Source organism: Kordia periserrulae (assembly GCF_003054265.1).
GTDB lineage: Bacteria > Bacteroidota > Bacteroidia > Flavobacteriales > Flavobacteriaceae > Kordia > Kordia periserrulae.
In genome coordinates, this window is sequence record NZ_QBKT01000004.1 from 251,594 (window position 1) to 269,255 (window position 17,662).

18 protein-coding genes are annotated in these 17,662 nt (G+C 36.4%); 4 read left to right on the forward strand and 14 right to left on the reverse strand.

The genetic code is table 11. From position 1 onward, the window contains the following. Nucleotides 1–78 precede the first annotated feature (78 nt). Nucleotides 79–723 carry a response regulator transcription factor gene (locus tag C8N46_RS10015; protein ID WP_108114759.1) on the forward strand — a complete coding sequence of 215 codons (645 nt, stop codon included), beginning with the start codon at nucleotides 79–81 and terminating at the stop codon, nucleotides 721–723. A 195-nt stretch (nucleotides 724–918) separates the two neighbouring features. Here C8N46_RS10015 and C8N46_RS10020 read toward each other — a convergent pair whose 3' ends face one another. From C8N46_RS10020 to C8N46_RS10030, 3 genes are read right to left on the reverse strand one after another with little or no spacing between them, the layout of a single operon-like run. Then, nucleotides 919–2,334 (reverse strand): hypothetical protein, encoded by a 1,416-nt coding sequence (locus tag C8N46_RS10020; protein ID WP_108114760.1) that lies wholly within the window; start codon nucleotides 2,332–2,334, stop codon nucleotides 919–921. Then, nucleotides 2,327–2,917, reverse strand: a complete 591-nt coding sequence (locus tag C8N46_RS10025) for a hypothetical protein (protein WP_108114761.1) — start codon at nucleotides 2,915–2,917, stop codon at nucleotides 2,327–2,329. The genes C8N46_RS10020 and C8N46_RS10025 overlap by 8 nt, the downstream gene beginning before the upstream one ends. Beyond that, a complete protein-coding gene (locus tag C8N46_RS10030) occupies nucleotides 2,901–3,446 on the reverse strand; it encodes an RNA polymerase sigma factor (protein WP_108114762.1) in 546 nt (181 codons plus the stop codon). Before C8N46_RS10030 ends, C8N46_RS10025 begins: the two co-directional genes overlap by 17 nt. 182 nt (nucleotides 3,447–3,628) lie before the next feature. Here C8N46_RS10030 and C8N46_RS10035 point away from each other — a divergent pair, with 182 nt between their 5' ends. Next, nucleotides 3,629–4,063 (forward strand): hypothetical protein, encoded by a 435-nt coding sequence (locus C8N46_RS10035; RefSeq protein WP_108114763.1) that lies wholly within the window; start codon nucleotides 3,629–3,631, stop codon nucleotides 4,061–4,063. A gap of 3 nt (nucleotides 4,064–4,066) precedes the next feature. Here the strand turns inward: C8N46_RS10035 and C8N46_RS10040 are convergent, their stop codons facing one another. Together C8N46_RS10040 and C8N46_RS20955 are read right to left on the reverse strand one after the other, a co-directional pair. Then, on the reverse strand, nucleotides 4,067–4,513 hold the full coding sequence (locus tag C8N46_RS10040; protein ID WP_108114764.1) for a COG2426 family protein: 447 nt from the start codon (nucleotides 4,511–4,513) through the stop codon (nucleotides 4,067–4,069). Nucleotides 4,514–4,682: 169 nt separating this feature from the next. Continuing rightward, nucleotides 4,683–4,817, reverse strand: a complete 135-nt coding sequence (locus tag C8N46_RS20955) for a hypothetical protein (protein WP_262498074.1) — start codon at nucleotides 4,815–4,817, stop codon at nucleotides 4,683–4,685. A gap of 351 nt (nucleotides 4,818–5,168) precedes the next feature. Between C8N46_RS20955 and C8N46_RS10045 the strand changes: the two genes are divergently transcribed. After that, nucleotides 5,169–5,408 carry a hypothetical protein gene (locus tag C8N46_RS10045; RefSeq protein ID WP_108114765.1) on the forward strand — a complete coding sequence of 80 codons (240 nt, stop codon included), beginning with the start codon at nucleotides 5,169–5,171 and terminating at the stop codon, nucleotides 5,406–5,408. Between the two features lie 27 nt (nucleotides 5,409–5,435). On the opposite strand, the gene C8N46_RS10050 is transcribed toward C8N46_RS10045, so the two are convergent. Continuing rightward, a complete protein-coding gene (locus tag C8N46_RS10050; RefSeq protein ID WP_108114766.1) occupies nucleotides 5,436–6,104 on the reverse strand; it encodes an HAD family hydrolase in 669 nt (222 codons plus the stop codon). Nucleotides 6,105–6,200: 96 nt separating this feature from the next. Between C8N46_RS10050 and upp the strand changes: the two genes are divergently transcribed. Next, entirely contained in the window at nucleotides 6,201–6,851 is a 651-nt protein-coding gene (gene upp, locus C8N46_RS10055) for a uracil phosphoribosyltransferase (RefSeq protein ID WP_108114767.1), read from the forward strand. 95 nt (nucleotides 6,852–6,946) lie between these two features. Here the strand turns inward: upp and C8N46_RS10060 are convergent, their stop codons facing one another. The 8 genes from C8N46_RS10060 to C8N46_RS10090 all read right to left on the reverse strand — a co-directional run bounded on the left by C8N46_RS10060 (nucleotide 6,947) and on the right by C8N46_RS10090 (nucleotide 17,660). Continuing rightward, nucleotides 6,947–8,899, reverse strand: a complete 1,953-nt coding sequence (locus C8N46_RS10060; RefSeq protein ID WP_108114768.1) for an endonuclease — start codon at nucleotides 8,897–8,899, stop codon at nucleotides 6,947–6,949. A gap of 156 nt (nucleotides 8,900–9,055) precedes the next feature. Then, entirely contained in the window at nucleotides 9,056–10,054 is a 999-nt protein-coding gene (locus C8N46_RS10065) for a LacI family DNA-binding transcriptional regulator (protein WP_108114769.1), read from the reverse strand. A gap of 104 nt (nucleotides 10,055–10,158) precedes the next feature. Next, nucleotides 10,159–11,118, reverse strand: a complete 960-nt coding sequence (locus C8N46_RS10070) for a glycogen-binding domain-containing protein (RefSeq protein WP_108114770.1) — start codon at nucleotides 11,116–11,118, stop codon at nucleotides 10,159–10,161. Between the two features lie 121 nt (nucleotides 11,119–11,239). Continuing rightward, nucleotides 11,240–12,844: a T9SS type A sorting domain-containing protein gene (locus C8N46_RS10075; protein WP_108114771.1), complete on the reverse strand. Its 1,605-nt coding sequence runs from the start codon at nucleotides 12,842–12,844 to the stop codon at nucleotides 11,240–11,242. Nucleotides 12,845–12,859: 15 nt separating this feature from the next. Beyond that, nucleotides 12,860–13,744, reverse strand: a complete 885-nt coding sequence (locus C8N46_RS10080) for a glycoside hydrolase family 17 protein (protein WP_108114772.1) — start codon at nucleotides 13,742–13,744, stop codon at nucleotides 12,860–12,862. A 9-nt stretch (nucleotides 13,745–13,753) separates the two neighbouring features. Continuing rightward, the gene (locus C8N46_RS20890) at nucleotides 13,754–14,665 is read right to left on the reverse strand and encodes a glycoside hydrolase family 17 protein (RefSeq protein ID WP_245896805.1); all 912 of its coding nucleotides are present in this window, start codon (nucleotides 14,663–14,665) and stop codon (nucleotides 13,754–13,756) included. A 33-nt stretch (nucleotides 14,666–14,698) separates the two neighbouring features. After that, entirely contained in the window at nucleotides 14,699–16,132 is a 1,434-nt protein-coding gene (locus C8N46_RS20895; RefSeq protein WP_245896807.1) for an MFS transporter, read from the reverse strand. Between the two features lie 10 nt (nucleotides 16,133–16,142). Then, nucleotides 16,143–17,660, reverse strand: a complete 1,518-nt coding sequence (locus C8N46_RS10090) for a glycoside hydrolase family 30 protein (protein WP_245896809.1) — start codon at nucleotides 17,658–17,660, stop codon at nucleotides 16,143–16,145. Nucleotides 17,661–17,662 lie beyond the last annotated feature (2 nt).

Sequence of the window (17,662 nt, forward strand, 5' to 3'; positions counted from 1 at the left end):
ACACCTAAACTTATAAACTAAAAAGAAAATAAAAGCTAACAATAAAAAAGCTCATAGCAACCATAAAAAAACACCATTTTGAAAACGTATTCAGTTGTCATCGTAGAAGATCATGTATTACTATCACAAGCCATTGGCGGTTTGGTCGATTCGTTTGACCGTTTTAAAGTAAGCTATTTATGTAAAAATGGAAAAGAACTCATCACACACTTGGAACAAAAAAGAACCAAAGTGCCCGATATTGTCTTAATGGACATCAACATGCCCATGATGAACGGTATTGAAACTACGCTTTGGTTGGCAGAACATTTTCCTGATATTGACGTTATTGGTCTTTCCATTGAAGAAGACGAACGTACCATTATTCAAATGCTACGCGCAGGTGCGAAAGGATATTTGATGAAAGATGTAGAAAAAAGTGTGTTGGAAATGGCACTGAACGAAGTCATTACCAACGGTTTTTATCATTCAAAACACGTGACGAATATTTTGATTGGTTCACTGAATGGAAAAAAAGGTTCTGGCTTGCGCTTGAAAGACAACGAAATCGAATTTATGAAATTGGTGTGCACGGAAATGACCTATAAAGAAATTGCCGATCAAATGTGTTTGAGTCCAAAAACCATTGATGGCTACCGTGATGCGCTGTTTGAAAAACTAGATGTGAAGAATAGAATCGGCTTGGTGATTTATGCCATTAAGAATAAGATTTATTTACCTTGATTTTTAGGTTTTGGGTGTTAGGTGTTGGGTTTTAGGTGAACTTTTAAACATCTAAACTCATAAACTTTTCAACTTCTAAATGATTTTGAATGTTAAGTTTTGAATGTTGAATTAATCTTTTATAAACTCTTCACTCATAACTGATAACTGATAACTGATAACTGATAACTGATAACTGATAACTGATAACTGAAACTACGATTTTTTATGCAAAGTCACATCACTATACTTAGCGTTGATGTTGATTTCGCTTCCAGAGTTGCTACTTTTTTGATAGCCGCGAACAATCGTGTTGAATTGCGTTTTGTTCTTTGTTCCGTTTACCGTTTCCGGATATGCAATACTAGAGTTTGAACCTATATAGTACAATTTAAACGCAGCAGCAGGCAATTGAATTCGCGCATCGGTATTCTCTAAAATAATGTCTAATGTCTGAAAATTTTCACCAATATTGTGAATCAGCAAATTGCCAAAAGTTCCACTAATAATTCCCTTCTCTCCTAGCGTTCCAACACTTACTTTGGACGAATTTGACATCAAATTAATTTTTGCAACCGACTGTAAATCTACATTTTCCACAAAATTTACCTTTAAAGCGCCATCATTCCATTTGGTAACATGAATAGGTGCATACGACGTTTCTATCGTCGTATTTGCACCTTCAATAACATTGGCGTACAAAGCTGCGTGAGACAGCTTTGCATCCATATTTTCTCCCACCGAAGCAATTGTAACTTCTCCATGACGCACATTGAGTTTTAACTTTGCTTTTTTAGGCATTTTAATGTTGATTTTCTTCTTAACTTTTAAATGTTTTCCACCTGAAGACATGATAAAAATATTGTCCTTATCAGCATGTTGCAACATTGCTTTTCCGCGTAATTTCAACGCTTTAGATTTTTCTAATTGTTCCAATATTTTTTCTTTCTTTTCTGCTAATTCTTTTTGTTTTCCAGCATGCTTTTTGTAAAATTCTTCTAAAACTTTCTCACGTTTCTCTTGTTGTTCTTCAAATTTTTCTTGCCATTGCTCCATGCTTTCTTTGAATTTTTTCTCGTCAAAGCCCGATTTCCATTGCTCTTTCCATTTTTTCATATACGCTTCTCCATCTTTGGCAAACGCTTCGTAATCAAACTTGATGCCTTCCATCGATTCGAGAAGGGTTTCTGGAAAATCAGGCACTTCAATAATTTGAACTGCTTCTGGAAACGCTGCAATTTCTGGAACTTCAACAATAACTGGAAATTCTTTTTCTATCACAATAGGATCTGCTAACACGAATTGTCCCGTATTTCCAAACAAACTATGTCCACCTTTAGAGGTCACGGTTACTTTTTCACTGTTTCCAATCGCTTTAAAATTCCAGTTTTTAAAGTATTCGTCAATTTCAGCTTCGGTAGCATCTTCTACTTCAATTGTTGCGGTAATTTCTATTTTATCTTTATTCCAAGTATCAAATTCTACATCGGCATGAGACGTGTTAATTTCAAGTGTCACGTCTTTATTTACCGTAAAAACTTCTTTCTTTGTTCGTGTTTTTGATTGTGAATAGCCAAGACTGATGATAAATAACATCATCAATAAACTTGCTGTTAGTTTTGCGTTATGCATCGTTTTCTGATTTTTTTAGTTCGTTTAATTTTTCCTTTAATTGGTATAACAATTTCAGTCTAAATTGTAGATTGTCAATCATCGCGTTGATGGTTTGCTCGTTTGGTCCAATATCGGTTAACTCCTGTTGCAATACTTTATGTTCTTCATTAAGCTGCGCGAGTTTTTGCATATAACTATCAAACAATTGCTTCCCGATTTCAGAGACTTCTACTTGCGTCAGTTCGTAATTGATACTTGCCACATAGTAATCTTCAATCTTTTTTAAATCGGGAGAAATATCGCCCAAGCTTTTTAGAGAAGGTTTGGTGTTTTTCGCAGTATCTTCTGCATTTGTCAATTCTGTATTCGAATTAAAAGGAGTATTTGAGAGTTGTTGATACACCAAAATACTCAAACTAGTTAATAGAATCACTGCTGCCGCAATTTTGTAAAACGCAAACGAGCGCTTCTTTTCTACTTTTTCTTCAGTTGGCAATGCAGCATCTAAGCGTTCTAAAAAACGAGCTTCATGTCCGTCTGACAATCCTTTTTGAATGTGCAATGGTTCTTTTTTCAACAAATCTTTAATATCCTGTGCCATGATTTCTCTTTTGTAATGCTTGTTGTAACTTCTTTTTTCCTCGTAATAATTGTGTGCGTGATGCTGTGGTTGAAATGTCTAATATTTCTGAAATTTCTTGATGATCATATCCTTCCAACAAAAATAAAATCACGACGACTCTGTATTTATCGGGTAGTTTTTCAATTTCAGTTTTCACTTCTTCTAACGTAGTTTCATCACTTGTTTGCCAATTATCTTCGTCGGCAACAACTTCCAATTGTGCTTCGTCAATGCTCAAATAGTATTGTTGTTTAGTGCGTAATTTGTCTAGACTTTTATTGATGACAATCTTTTTTAACCAAGCTCCAAAACTTACTTCCGCGTTGTATTGATCAATTTTTTGAAATGCGTTGACGAATGCTTCTTGCATGGCATCTTCGGCATCTGGCGTATGTTTCAAAAATCGAGAGGCAACCACAAACATTCCTTCACAATACTGCCTGTACAGATGCAGTTGTGCTTTCCTGTCATTTCGTTTACACTGTTCGATGAGCTCAATTTGAGACATACTTTTTGGTTCGCTTTTTTTGGTTTTGGTAATTGTTATACATTCTTAAAGACGTAGCACATTTTCCAATGTGACAAAAATTTTAAAAAAAGATACAATTAATTGTTTGCAAGACTTTTAAAAACCACTACGAATTTGTCGTCCTATTATTTTATTTTTAATTTAACACAAACTTTACCACCATGAATATTATAGATGCGCTGTACGGCGGACAATACGCGGAATTAAAAAAGAAAGGCTACGATGTGAATAAAGGGCGATTTTATGGAAATCTCCTATTAACTGCTGTTATTATCATTTACCTTTTTTTACTTGTGATGGTTTTAAATTTTATTAATGAAGATATTTTGGATGATGTTTTTAGACCTTTACGGCGCATGTTTGGAAGAAGTATGGGAAAAGCCATGAGTAAAGTTGTAGCGATTCCAATTGTGGCGATTATTTATGTAATTGTGATGCTACTTTTTGGTTCAAAAAAGCGTTATGAGAAAAGTTATCAAGTATTTTCCAAAGCAACACAACAGGAAAAAGAAAAAGCCACTAACAAAATGATTGTCATTTTTGTTATTGGTTTGCTTTCGTTGGTTGTACTGAGTATTACGAGTTTGTTTTTGTAAATATTACTTAAAAAACATAAACGTTACCCAAACAATTACGGAAGAGAAAAAGATACCAATGGTATTGGCGGCAAAGGCTTGCTTACGTTCAATATTGAACAAATACGTAGCAATGGTACCAGCATACACACCTGTTCCTGGAATAGGAATCATCACGAAAATCATTAAACCCCAAAAACCGTATTTCTGAATTTTATCTTTGGCACCTTTTTTAGCTCTGCGAGCCACGAAAATAGCGCCTTTTTTATACGAACGCCAACGCAAAAAGTAACGATTTACGTGGTCTAAGAAGAAAATCATCACAGGAAATACCAATACATTCGCCACAAATGCGGCTACAAAAATCAGATATGGATTCACTTCGGATTGCAACCCGATAGGAATGCCAACTTTGGCTTCTCCTAATGGCGAAATGCTCCACATCATCGTTATCAATATATCCTTAATCACAATTTTATTTTAAAAGAAATGCAAAATTACGTACAATTTGTACTGCTAACAAACTTTAGTGAAGTAAAGTTTGATTAAAATTTAAGTGGATGATTGGATGATGAATGATTCGAAGTTTCTATAATTTGTATAAAAAAAAGCGAGTTTTTCAACTCGCTTTTTCTACTTTTTAATGCTTTTGAACATTGCAACAATGTGTCAATTGCCAACTATTATCAGTGTCGCCACCTTTAATTTTTTCTTTTTTGAAATTTGAAATAATAGATTTTCTAACTTTTAAGCTTTTTAGGTTTCTTTTTTTCATGATATGAAATTTTTAGATTAAAAACTTAATATATAAAAACTGATTCTGAAGTATTTACGGGAATACCATATATTCAATCGGAATTGGACTTCAAGTTTAAATGCTTTTGATTTTTAAGATGATTCTATAATTATTTCTCATTCAGAAGAAAATGATGCTTATAAAATAATTTTCTTACATATTTATAATATTTTACTTATATTTAATGCTGATTAAATATATTAATATGTATTAAACATATAAGTGCGTTAGTAAATGATAAGCATAGTAACATTTCAAAAATTAGTTTCTTTTACTGCCATTGCTGTGTTCTTTTTGATCACTATTGTTTTCTACACTTCGTACACTTCTATGAAAATAAATCGTGCTACAACTAACAGATTGCATTGGATTTCAAAGTTTTTAGAGCTTGAAAAAGCTGCTACAAATGAATATCCATATAATTTGGATTGTTATGAATATAGAACTATGGATGGTTGGAAAAACCCACTGATTTACGAGCGTATTAATGATGGAAAAGATTATGTCCTATTTTCTGTTGGTAAAGATCAAATTCCGTACACAGACGATGATGTACATACTAAAAACTAAATCTAAACAATTAATATAACACTAGACTTAGGTTTTTCGACGAAAAACCTTTTGAATTTTATCGTGTTGAATTTCTTTAAAATCTGAAATGACCATATTGGCAATACTATAATCCTGATTTTTGGAATGCTTACTGTCATACCCTACACAAAAAATTCCCGCTGCATTTGCCGCTTTGATTCCGTTGGTAGAATCTTCTATCACCATACAATTTTCACGCTTGTAACCTGTTGCAAACGCTGCTTTTTCAAAGATTTCAGGATGCGGTTTGGATTGTTTCAAATCAGCACCACTAAATTTGGCAATAAAGTATTGATTCAAATTAAAACGCTCAAACACATTGTCAATCGTCATCATAGAAGCGGAAGAAGCCAATACCAATTTTAGCTCATTTTCATGATATTCTTTAATAATATCCAACACGCCGTCAATGAGTTGCAAGCTAGAATCGTTTGCGAACAACTGTTTAAAGTTGTTGCGTTTTGTGTACATTAAACTTTCAGGAGTTTGTTTTAAATCAAAAAGGTCACACAAACGCTTGCAAATATTGATGGTCGATTGTCCTGTAAACGATTGATATAATTCAGGAGACACCTCAATACCTACTTCATCAAACATTTGGTGATATGCTTTGTGATGCAGTGGTTCTGTATCCACAATAACGCCGTCCATATCAAATAAAACTCCTTGTAACATGTTTTTTATTTTGAGCGAATATACTAAAAAGTACCTGATTCTAACGTGACATTAATTTAAGAAAATACTATCTTTATCGCATTAAATAACTGTAGTATGACCATTCACGATTTTACTTCTCAATCATCTTTACTCAATCAATTTATCAGTGAACTGCGCGATGTTACCATTCAGAAAGATTCGATGCGCTTCCGCAGAAATATTGAGCGTATTGGTGAAATTTTAAGTTATGAATGCAGCAAAACGCTTGAAAATACTACCGAAACTGTAACGACTCCTCTAGGAAGCAAGGAAATCATAACGCCGAAAAAAGACGTCGTTATTTGCTCCATTCTCCGAGCAGGTTTGCCTTTGCATCAAGGAATTTTAAATTATTTTGACCATGCTGAAAATGCCTTTGTTTCAGCCTATCGCGACCATATTGACGACGGCGATGATTTTGAAATTGTGGTGAATTATATGGCATCACCTTCTCTTGAAGGAAAAACCTTGTTGCTCGTGGATCCAATGTTAGCCACAGGAAGAACCATGAAAAGTGTATATGATATGTTGTTGGAAAAAGGTACGCCAAAACAGCTCCATATCATTTCCGTTTTGGGTGCTGCTGAAGGTGTAGCTTATGTCAAAAATAACTTTCCATCACACACACATTTATGGATTGCCGCCGTAGATGACCAACTGAACGCTCGCGGATATATAGTACCTGGATTGGGTGACGCAGGCGATTTAGCCTATGGAACGAAGTGATTTTTTAGACTTGTTCTTTAGACGCTTAGATTTTTAGATTGTTAGATTTTTTAGAAATCTTGGCTAATCTGAGTTTGCAACTCAGACTATAAAAATTACTGAATAATAATCTTTTTTGTCACAGTTTTCTCATCGACAGTAATTTTCGCTACATACATACCACTTTGTAGCTGTAACGGTATTTGTGTCGTTCCCGAGAATTGACTTGTTTGCAGTTTTCGTCCATCAACCGAAAAGATTTCGATAGATGCTTCTTGTTGAATTCCTGCGATTGTAATGTGATTTTTTGCTGGATTCGGATAGAGTTTGATAGTTTCTGCCGTAAATTCTTCCGTAGATAACGGTTGTTGCCACGCCACGCCTATTTGATTTCCCCAAAGATGCTCTACCAATTCAGGATGATCGATAAACGGATTTCTATTGAATTGCCACGTATACACGACATTGTTACGATTCATTTCAAAATCATCTGGCGGATCGTTTCGGTGCCAGTCTAACAAGGTTGCCAAATCCCCAATTTGTCCTGTAGTAGCAGGAAAGCCATTTTCCACAGACAATCCGTTGTAACGAACCGCTAAGAAAAAAACACTTCGTGCTACATCGCCTCGAAAGCTTCCCGCAGTTCCTGTAGGTCCTGTATATTGTCCGTAATGTTGATTCCCTCTCGAACTGTTTTCAGGTCCGTCTGCAGCACGCAAGGCATGTCCGTCAGAGTTTCCATGTCGCAACGAATCGGCTCTGGTTACCCAAAAAACATCTCTTCCATCGGCAACATCATCTGCTTCAATGCTATTATAACCAGCTAATGAACGTGGAAAGGTGTGTTCTCTGTTCCAAGTTCCTGTATTGTTAGAACCCGATTGTACATCGAGTTTGGCTCTTCCCTGCTCTGTATATACCAGCCATACTTGATTGCTATTTGCTGGATTTTGATCTGCTTCGCGCAGAATATCATATACATCGGCATAAGTTTGCGCTCTTACCACAGCAGGATCGGCAATAATGGCTTGCATAGCGTCTCGTAAATTTGCATCTGCTAAACCATCCATCGTATCGTAATATCCAGTTGGAGCTGTACTTGTTACTACACCAAACGTAGGATTTAAAGGCGTTCCGAATGGTGCCACCGTAAAGTCATCATCCACCGCACGAATTAACACCTCATCATTTAAAATGATGTATTCTACTGAAAAGTTATCTATTAAATCTATAATAAGTTCTTCATCGCCTTCGTCTAGTGTATCATCTACAAGCGTAATGTTTGTAGTGATGGAACTTTGTCCTGTTGGAATCGTTACTGTGGTTGTTCCTGTATAATCGGCAGCATCAAAGGTACCATTGTCAAGCGTAAACGTAATGTCCAAGTTAGACGATACTGGCATTTCTGTAGTAAATTCTATTGTGAACGTTTCGCCTTCTGTATATTGATTATTAGCTACGTTGATGGCAATTCCGTTAAGAACAATTCCGCTTCCGTCATTCAATTGTCGCGGTGTTGGTGTTGCCGTGTAATACGTTCCGTCTGTTTCGTTGCGCTGAATAGAGTTTGTATTGTTGTTTCCGCCTTCACTGATTTGTTCTGTCAAACCAAGTAGCGTTAACAATCCGACATCATCCGCTTCTCCTGTGTCATATACAATTGCATCAATAAGATTTGTAGTTGTAGCTTGTGTTCCTTGCGGGAAATCGAATCCGCTTGCTTGATAAATCGCCACAGCATCCGCTCCATTTTGAATTACATTGGCACCAATGATAAGCTGCGGTACAGGCGAAACTGTGTTACTTCCAATCAATAATAAACCGTTGACATCTGTGGTTTGTCCATCCAAATCTAACGCAAAATAACTACTGTCGTTTCCAGAAGTAGAACCATTAAAAAGTACCAATACATAGCCATCAAGTGGAAAGTTGGGCGTATCAGATTTGAGTTCAATAAATTCTCCTGTATCGGTTCCTGGCGTATCACAGTCAATTTCGTTAATAACAACTTGACTTATAGCAAGTTGAGAAACCAATAACAATACGAATAAGGGAAATAGTTTTTTCATTATTCTACATGATGTTTTGGCAAAAGTACAATAATCGCTGTATAAAATGTTATTTGTCAGCAGATTTCATCATAAATTAACCCAACCATCATTCGATGATCAAGATTTTATAGGATTGTCTAAAAACAGTAGACTACAAAATGTTCTTTTTCAATGTTAACGACTGGTATCACCAATGGTAATGGTGGTATTGAGCACGATATCGCTCACAGGAATGTCTTCTAATTTTGATTCGAGTCGGAGCAATAATATTTTCGCCGTTTGCTTGCCAATTTCTTGCGGATGTTGGTCTATGTACGATATTTTTGGGTAGCTTAAATCGTTTTGAACGGCATTTACATAGCCAATTAACGAAACTTCTTTCCCCGGCGTAAATCCTTGTTTTTGAAGTACTGCATTGCATAACAAGGTTGCATTGATATCTGCGGCGATAAAGCCATCAATTTCACCTTGTTTGATTGTGTTCTCTAAGGTGATTTTTAATTCTTCCAAATCTTCAAACGCAATCACTGTTGGATTGTTAGTTTGCGATAAATAGCCTTCTTCTCTTGACCTACCTACAATAAGAGTTGGAATGGACGATACAAAAGCAATGTTTTGACACTTATTGCTTTCTAAGTATTTGTAAGCACTGACAATACTTTCGTAGTCGTTTACCTGTACTGCATCAAATCCGAGTGGTTGCATTGGAATACGATCGAATAATGCGAGCGGAATTCCTTTTTGCTTGATGTCTATAATATGGTCAAATGTTTTCTTTTTGTTGGTTTCTTCTGCGATACAGATGAGAATTCCGTCTACATTTCCTTTGGAGAAAAAGTCCAAACATTCTTTTTCTTTTTCCAGACTTTCATTGCTAAAAAACGTAATGATATTGTATTTGGACGAACTTACCAATTCGTCAATTCCTTTTAATACAGAAGCAAAGAAAGGATTTTCAATATTTGGCAGAATGACTCCTATTTGCATGGTTTTTTGCTTTTGCAAACGCACCGCAATAGGATTTGGAGAATACCCTCGAAGTTTGGCAAGATTTTTTACACGCTCTTTCGTTTGTTCGCTGATTTCCTCACTATCATTTAACGATTTTGACACCGTAGAAACTGAGATATTTAATTCTTTTGCTAGTGATTTTAAAGAAACTACGTTTTTCATAGGTTGTTTGTTATTTGATTCGAACTGTGTTACAATCTTGCAACTTCAATAAGTTAAAAAAAGTGTGTCTATTTTCATAAACACACTTTTATAGTTTTGTACAATTAGTTTTTTACTAATTTGACACTACTTGCGCCGTTATCAGTACTAATTTTTGCAAAGTAAATTCCGTTTTGCAATCCTGTGCCATCAATAGAAGTTTGTGATGTTTTTGGAGAAGAGGTTAAAACTTGTCTTCCCGAAATATCAAACACTTCTATGGTATTGATAATTACATTGTCTGTGACAATATTCCACGAATTGTTTGTTGGATTTGGATAGGTTTTGAACGAAGCTGGCGTAAATTCTTCCGTGCTTAACGTACTTCCTTCCGTTGACCAAACATAGTTTCTAGACTGTTGTCCCGTAACGTTGATGTATCGGTTTGTGAATCCGCCGTTGGTTACCGTTCCTGCGTCTCCATCTACAAAATTCTCTTGGTCGGTCCAGTTATCTACTTGAAACTTAAATTCTGTATATGCTTCTGGAAGAGGAAGTGTTACAGACCACATTCCGCCGCCCATATCTGTCATAGGATTGGATAATCCGTCCCAACCGTTGAATTGTCCACTGATATATACTGTAGTAAACGAACCGCCGTATCCACTCATATCTACATTGAATGTAGTATCGTGTGGTCCTGGATTTCCATCATCATAACACACGCTGAATGTTGGTGTATCTAATGTCATGGCTCCGTTTACTTCTACAATTCTGTTTACGAATCCGCCATCAGTTACTGTACAAGCATCGCCTGCAGTAAAATTTTCTTGGTCTGTCCAGTTATCAATTGTAAACTTGTATTGGTATTCGCCAGCAGCAAGATTAATAGTCGTAGACCATATTCCGCCGCCCATATCCGTCATAGGATTGGAATCTCCACTCCAACCATTCAATTCTCCACTTACATATACCGTGGTGAATGAACCTCCATAGCTACTCATGTCAACACTAAAGGTAACATCATTTTGTGCTACACTTGCGTAACTAATTAATACTGCAATAAAAAAGTAAAGTTTCTTCATACTTTATAGGGTTTTAAGTTTAAAGATTAATTATAGTATCAAATATATTACTTTATTTTTTATATAAAAGTGAGTTTGCTTTACAACAAACTCACTTTGGTTTACTTAAAAGAAATATGATTTAGTTTTTAACTAGTTTCACACTACTTGTTCCTTTATCAGTACTAATGCTGGCAAAATAGATTCCTCCTTGTAGAGATGTTCCATCAATGGTAGCACGTGTCGCTTTTGGCTCCATTGTCAGTACTTGTCTTCCAGAAATGTCATATACTGCAATGGTATTGATTACGGTATCGTCAGTTACCACATTCCATGCATCATTTGTTGGGTTTGGATAGGTTTTGAATGAAGACGTATTAAATTCTTCCGTACTCAATACCGTGTTTTTGTGAAGGTAAATATTATCATACCAAACATTTGTCAAATTAGCTGTTGTAATTCCTATTTGAGCAATGTCACTTCTTGTAAGACTACCTGCTACCACACCTCCTAAAGAAGTGATATCAATATCAACGGAAACCCAAGTTCCTGCAACTATCGCTGGTGTTGTTCCTGTATTAATATTTACTTCAAGTGCAGAAGCTTCTCCTCCGCCGCCAGCAAAATCAACTAATTTTACATTAAATACATCTCCTGTTAAATCCACATCATCTGTGTAGAAATCAAAGTGTATATATGTAAAGTCTGTTAAGTTTTGTCGGTTTGTAGAAAAATCAATTCCTTGACAAGGAATACCTGAATTCTTTTTGAATGTATTATTACCACCTATTTGTACTTCAGTAATTGCTGCTCCACACCAACCTGCATCATACGTATTTACAGTTATATTAGGATATGCATCACTATAGATAGAAACGACATCTGCTGCTGGTCTGTTTGGTGGTTGTGGTGCTCCTGTTGCTGGACCACTAATTTCAAAAGATACTGTATATGTTTCCATTACCATACCATTTTGAGAAGTTACTACAACTGTTGCATCTCCAGGTACTGCTGGTGCTTGTGTAATGTTTGTAGTAGCCGCAGGATCTGTAGTTGTAACACTTGTAATTTGAGGTGGCATTGTAGTGCCTGGCGCTAGTCCAACTGTGTAATTGAAAACTCCTGAACCAAATCCTGATATTGTTGATCCGTCTATTTGCAAGTCGCTCAATGTAGCATCAGAGCCAGGTGCCGTTGGGTTTTTCCAAAAGTATACATTATCTAAGTAAATGTCTACTGGCACCGTACTTCCTGGTCCATTAGCTGCAAATTTCATTTGAAAAACACTATCCCATGTCATTCCTGTAAAAGCAGATTTTGGAATATCAACGCTTGTCCATGTACCAGAGGTATAAGCGATAGAAACTAACGTTTCTCCTACACCAGAGCCATTGTTAATTGGACTCACTTGGATGTCTGTAGCTCCTGGACTTGCAGATGTCCAAATGTCAATGTGTAAAAACTCCATTTGTGAAGCATCCGTAGTTGTTACTTCTGTACCTTGGTAATTAAAGTTAGGGTACGCTAATAAAAACTGTCCTGTTCCTGGGTCATAGTTAGGGTTTACTTGCATGTGACCCGATTGTCCCCAGTTAGGGTCATAGTTTGTTGCGATATTCGTGTAGGTATCACCATACACAGAAATCACATCCACAGCAGCATTTGTTGGTGCTGCAGGATTTGTTGTTGGTTGTGCAAATGCTAGTGAGGTCATCAATAACAAGCACAAAAATGTAATTTTCTTCATAATATACTAGTTTGTTTAAAATTTTAATTGTTCATGTTTGTCCCAAAGTCCCCAATACGCGCCAACGTCGCCTTCACTTCCGACTTTCCACGATTCGTCAAAAGAGGAAAAATAAAAGATTTCGATGCCTTCTTCTTGGGCCCATCTTTGAGTGTTTATAAAATATTTAATTGCATTTGTATTAGACGGATACGCGCCTTCCAGACTCGTTCCGTTGTTTGGCCATCCTGTTTCTGTAATAATGACCTTCTTCCCGTTTGCTGCACGCAATGCTCTGTTATACATATCTTTTACGTACAACAACGAATAATCTTGATCGCAACCTTCCCAAAACGGATAACAATTGGCTAGGATAACATCACAGGCTTCCGTTATTTCCGGGCGTTCTATGAATTCATAATACGCATCTACATAACCTACGGGAATTCCGTTGAGTTCTTTTTTTGTGTCGTAAATGAATTGTAATAATTCTTCTTCTGTTAAATCACCACGATACATGACTTCATTTCCAACGCCCGCAATGTCTACACAGCCTTTTTTTGCAAGATTGATTAACCCTTCAATTTCAGCTTCGTTTATTTCAGGATTGTCTCCCAACCAAGCACCCACAAGCGTTTTCATCCCCATTTCTTTTGCGATTTCAGGAATTAATTCATTGCCTTCCGTGCAAGAAAATGAACGCACCCAATTGGTATACGGTTTGATGATTTCCAAACGGCGTCTTACTTGTTGTTCCGATAATGTATCTCCTGGCTCTTGCCCTTCTACATAAGGACTAAAACACATACCATGCATCCCTGCTTGGAGTGTTTTGCGCCATAGCACTTTTAGCTCTTCGTAGGAATGTCCTTCGAATTCTAAAGCTGCTAGTGAAAAGAATTTTTCTTTACGTAGAGACATTGTTTTTATTTAAAATTTGAGTTTTTCATGTTTATCCCACAATCCCCAATAGGCACCAACATCGCCTTCATCGCCTGTTTTCCACGATTCATCAAATGATGAAAAATAGAAACTTTCGATATTGGCTTTTTCTGCCCAAACCTGAGTATTTATAAAATATTTCATGGCATTGGTTTCCGATGATTCTGCTCCTCGCAGACTTCCGCCTTCACTTGGCCAACCAGTTTCGGTGATGATGACTTTTTTTCCTTTTGCCGCGTGCGATGCTTGTCCGTACATTTGTTGCATGTGTGCCAATGAACCATCGATGTGACAACCTTCCCAATACGGATAACAATTGGCCAGAATAACGTCACTCACTTCAACCAATTCAGGATGTACAGAGAATTCATAATATGCATCTACATATCCTACTGGAATTCCTTCAGGCAAAGCTTCTTTTACTCTTCGGATGTAATCTAGCAGTTCTTCTAACGTTAAGTCATTTCGATATAATACTTCATTTCCAACCGCTGCAATATCCACAACTCCTTCTTTAGCAAGTTGAATTAGCGCTTCAATTTCTTTTTCATTATCCTCTTTGTCATCGCCAAGCCAAGCTCCTACGAGTGTTTTCATACCGTGTTTTTTTGCATAACGAGGAATGTGTTCATTTCCTTCAATACAAGAAAACGAACGTACCCATTTTGAATAGGGTTTTAAAATTTTGATGCGTCGTTCTACTTGAGCTTCACTGATAATATCGCCTGGTTCTTGCCCGTCTTCGTACATACTAAAGCAAATACCGTGCATGCCTTTTTTGAGGGTTGCTCTCCAAAGTTTCTTTAAATCTTCCGAAGAATATTTGCTAAAGTCTATTCCGGAATGTTCGGTGAAATTAATTCCGCCGTATAAGTGATAATCTTCCTCTCTGTATGACATTTTTAAATTTTATTCTGATTTATAATAGGTTTTTTATAGTTCTCCTCTTCGTTCTACGAGCTCTTCTTTTATTTCCATAGCTCTACTTTCGGTAAGACTGTATTTCCACATTACAATCATTGCTAATGCAGCAGTTACCGCAGGTATGGTTATATCGGCTATTCGTAATTGATGTAAAGTTTCCGCTGTTTGTGTTGGTAATTCACCATCAAAGCCAATTAATTTTAACACTAAGCCCCCTAAAATTAATGCAATAGCTTGTCCTAGTTTTACCATCCACCAATAAATGGCACCAAACGTTCCTTCTTTACGTGGCATTCCATTCTCCAATTCATCCAAATCACATACATCAGCTGTCATGGACATCATTAGTGTAAATAACCCTCCTAATCCAAATGCCATTAGTGGAATTGGCATAAATACTAAGTATGGATTGTCAATATCAAAAGCCCACCATTTTAAGATGTAGCCGATAATTGAGATAAACGTTGAAATTAAAAAAGCTTTACGTTTTCCTAATTTGTTTGCCATCCAAGATATAATTGGAATGATTAGAAAAGCTGTTGCTATAGCATTTACGGTATTAAACCAAGCAGGCCAAGTGCCAGCAGCTTCATAGCTTCCTCCGTACATATAAAATACAATAATATATACACTAAAAGCTGCTACCATTTGAAATCCGTTGAATACTAAGAATGTTGCTCCACATAACTTCATAAAAGGTTTATTCCTTGTAATTTGCTTAATCCCAATAAATAAATCTTTGAGGTTAGAAGACAAGGTTTTCATATTGATTTCCTTACGATTCTCCATATTTTCAGCATCAATTCCTCTACAAAATATTGCAGGAATGATTCCAAATACAATACATATTAAACCAACCACAATAGCCATGAAGCGAACTCCTTCTGCTTGCGTAGTAAAAAGTGTTTCGTCTGGAATTATGAAGTATAACCAAGGAACAATCATCCAAGCAAATTGTCCCATAGTGTTTGAGAATGCCATTAATCGCGTGCGTTCTTTATAGTCTGATGTCATTTCATATCCTAAACCAATTAAAGGAGTTGCAAATATGGTATTTCCAATTAAGAAAATAATTTGAAGTATCATGATATACCAAAAATTATACATTTCAGTATCATTTTCATCAATTTGCCACATTAAGATAAACATCAATCCACTAAAGATGGCTCCGAAAAAGATGTATGGTCTTCTTCTTCCCCATTTAGATTTTGTATTATCAGAAATGAATCCCATGATAGGATCTGTTAAGGCATCAAATATTCTAGGCAATCCACCCAATAATCCTGCTAAGAATGGATCCATTCCAAATGCAGTTAATAAAAAGTATTGAATAAAAACACCCAGAGTTCCTGGAAGAATGTTTAAAACAAAGTGACCAGAACCGAATGAGATTTTCTGAACGAAAGGGACTTTGTCTTTTCTAGCAGTTATAATTTTTGACATATTGGTAATTTTAGTTGGTTATAACAATGGTTTGAATGGCTTGAGGATTGATGGAAATGTTTTTAGCTGTTTCACCTAGGTGAAGTGAAAAGTGCTTCTCCGTTTTTCCCTCATTAAATATGACTACTGCAATGCTTCCATCAGGATTTTTTGCGGCAGTTACCATTAATTCTTTGTCTGTATGTTGTGCATCTATAATTTTTGCCTCAGGGCGAATGTATTTGCTAAAGTGAACCATGACATAATACAATGGCGTCATGTAGACTTCATCGGTTTCAGGATCGACAATGATTGGCGCAATACACCAGTTTTTAAACCAGTTTGGGCCGCCTTGCTTGTCCAACACCATATTCCAGTCTACCCAACCATCTACCCAGTTGTTTAAACAGCCAATGATGTCACGCGCATAGCGATTGACAGGTGCGTATTTTGGATGCAAGTATTTTTCTTCTTCTTTTGCCCAATCCCAACCCCAATCGGTTGCTTCTTTTTTCCAGTACCAAGCATCATCTTGCCATACAGGAACTTCCGCATCAATACAACCTTCAGTTTCTATTAGGTATTTGTTTGGCGCTTTGTTGTGTGCGTATTGCAAGTCTTCTGCAAAGATTTTATAGGTGCTTTCATACCAGTGAATCGCAGTTCCGTCATAGTATTTTGAGGAAGCTTCGTCTTTGTACATTACATCCACCCATTCTTTGAGTCCAGCTCGATTTTGATCGTATCCTAAAATGATTAAATCGCCTTTTCCGTCTTTTTCAAGTTTTGGTCCTAGGTGATTTTGAACGAAATCGGTCATTTCTTCTGGCGTAAAGTGCATGCTTTCCCAGTTGTTTCCGTTTCCGTGTGGCTCGTTTTCTACCGTGAATCCCCAAATATCAATACCTTCTGATTTGTAAGCGTCTGCATATTTTGAGAAAAATAGTGCCCACGTATCATAGTATTTTTTGAGTAATTTTCCTCCAACCCAATGATTGTTGTCTTTCATCCAAGGAGCTGCTGTCCACGGTGACGCAAATATTTTGAAACCATCTTGCGAAGCTGCCATCGCATCTTTTATCATCGGAATCAGGTCGTCTCGGTCTTCTTCAATAGAGAAATGCTCTAAATTCACATCATCAGGCACTGGCGTATAGGAATAATTTGTCAGTGAGAAATCGCACGAATTCATGTGCGTTCGCGTGAGTGAATAATTGGCATGGTCTTTATCAAAGTATGCTTTTATAATTTTTTCTCTGTTTTCTTTACTTAATTTGTTTAATAGATATGCAGAAGATTCTGTAAACGCGCCGCCAAATCCAGTGATTGTTTGGTATTGTTTTTCAGGATTCAATACAATCGAACTTACGTTTACTGTAGTATCTTGTGGCATATTGAATGTTTCACGTTTTGTGAGTTTGTTTCCGCTTTCGGAAGTTTCAAACACAGCTGCTTCCAACTGTTTCAACGTTTTCTTTTCTTCTTTTTCGTTGCAAGCTGTAATCATAATGAGTAGCATTAAAAAGCTATATGTTTTTAGTTGTTTCATGA

Excerpts from the sequence above, each read along its gene's own strand:
- C8N46_RS20955 (WP_262498074.1), bottom strand. The coding sequence starts at position 4,817 with ATGAAAAAAAGAAACCTAAAAAGCTTAAAAGTTAGAAAATCTATTATT.
- C8N46_RS10045 (WP_108114765.1), top strand. The coding sequence starts at position 5,169 with ATGAAAATAAATCGTGCTACAACTAACAGATTGCATTGGATTTCAAAG.
- C8N46_RS10060 (WP_108114768.1), bottom strand. The coding sequence starts at position 8,899 with ATGAAAAAACTATTTCCCTTATTCGTATTGTTATTGGTTTCTCAACTT.
- upp (WP_108114767.1), top strand. The coding sequence starts at position 6,201 with ATGACCATTCACGATTTTACTTCTCAATCATCTTTACTCAATCAATTT.
- C8N46_RS10080 (WP_108114772.1), bottom strand. The coding sequence starts at position 13,744 with ATGTCTCTACGTAAAGAAAAATTCTTTTCACTAGCAGCTTTAGAATTC.
- C8N46_RS20890 (WP_245896805.1), bottom strand. The coding sequence starts at position 14,665 with ATGTCATACAGAGAGGAAGATTATCACTTATACGGCGGAATTAATTTC.
- C8N46_RS10050 (WP_108114766.1), bottom strand. The coding sequence starts at position 6,104 with ATGTTACAAGGAGTTTTATTTGATATGGACGGCGTTATTGTGGATACA.
- C8N46_RS10065 (WP_108114769.1), bottom strand. The coding sequence starts at position 10,054 with ATGAAAAACGTAGTTTCTTTAAAATCACTAGCAAAAGAATTAAATATC.
- C8N46_RS10075 (WP_108114771.1), bottom strand. The coding sequence starts at position 12,844 with ATGAAGAAAATTACATTTTTGTGCTTGTTATTGATGACCTCACTAGCA.
- C8N46_RS10020 (WP_108114760.1), bottom strand. The coding sequence starts at position 2,334 with ATGCATAACGCAAAACTAACAGCAAGTTTATTGATGATGTTATTTATC.
- C8N46_RS10090 (WP_245896809.1), bottom strand. The coding sequence starts at position 17,660 with ATGAAACAACTAAAAACATATAGCTTTTTAATGCTACTCATTATGATT.
- C8N46_RS20895 (WP_245896807.1), bottom strand. The coding sequence starts at position 16,132 with ATGTCAAAAATTATAACTGCTAGAAAAGACAAAGTCCCTTTCGTTCAG.
- C8N46_RS10070 (WP_108114770.1), bottom strand. The coding sequence starts at position 11,118 with ATGAAGAAACTTTACTTTTTTATTGCAGTATTAATTAGTTACGCAAGT.
- C8N46_RS10035 (WP_108114763.1), top strand. The coding sequence starts at position 3,629 with ATGAATATTATAGATGCGCTGTACGGCGGACAATACGCGGAATTAAAA.
- C8N46_RS10030 (WP_108114762.1), bottom strand. The coding sequence starts at position 3,446 with ATGTCTCAAATTGAGCTCATCGAACAGTGTAAACGAAATGACAGGAAA.
- C8N46_RS10025 (WP_108114761.1), bottom strand. The coding sequence starts at position 2,917 with ATGGCACAGGATATTAAAGATTTGTTGAAAAAAGAACCATTGCACATT.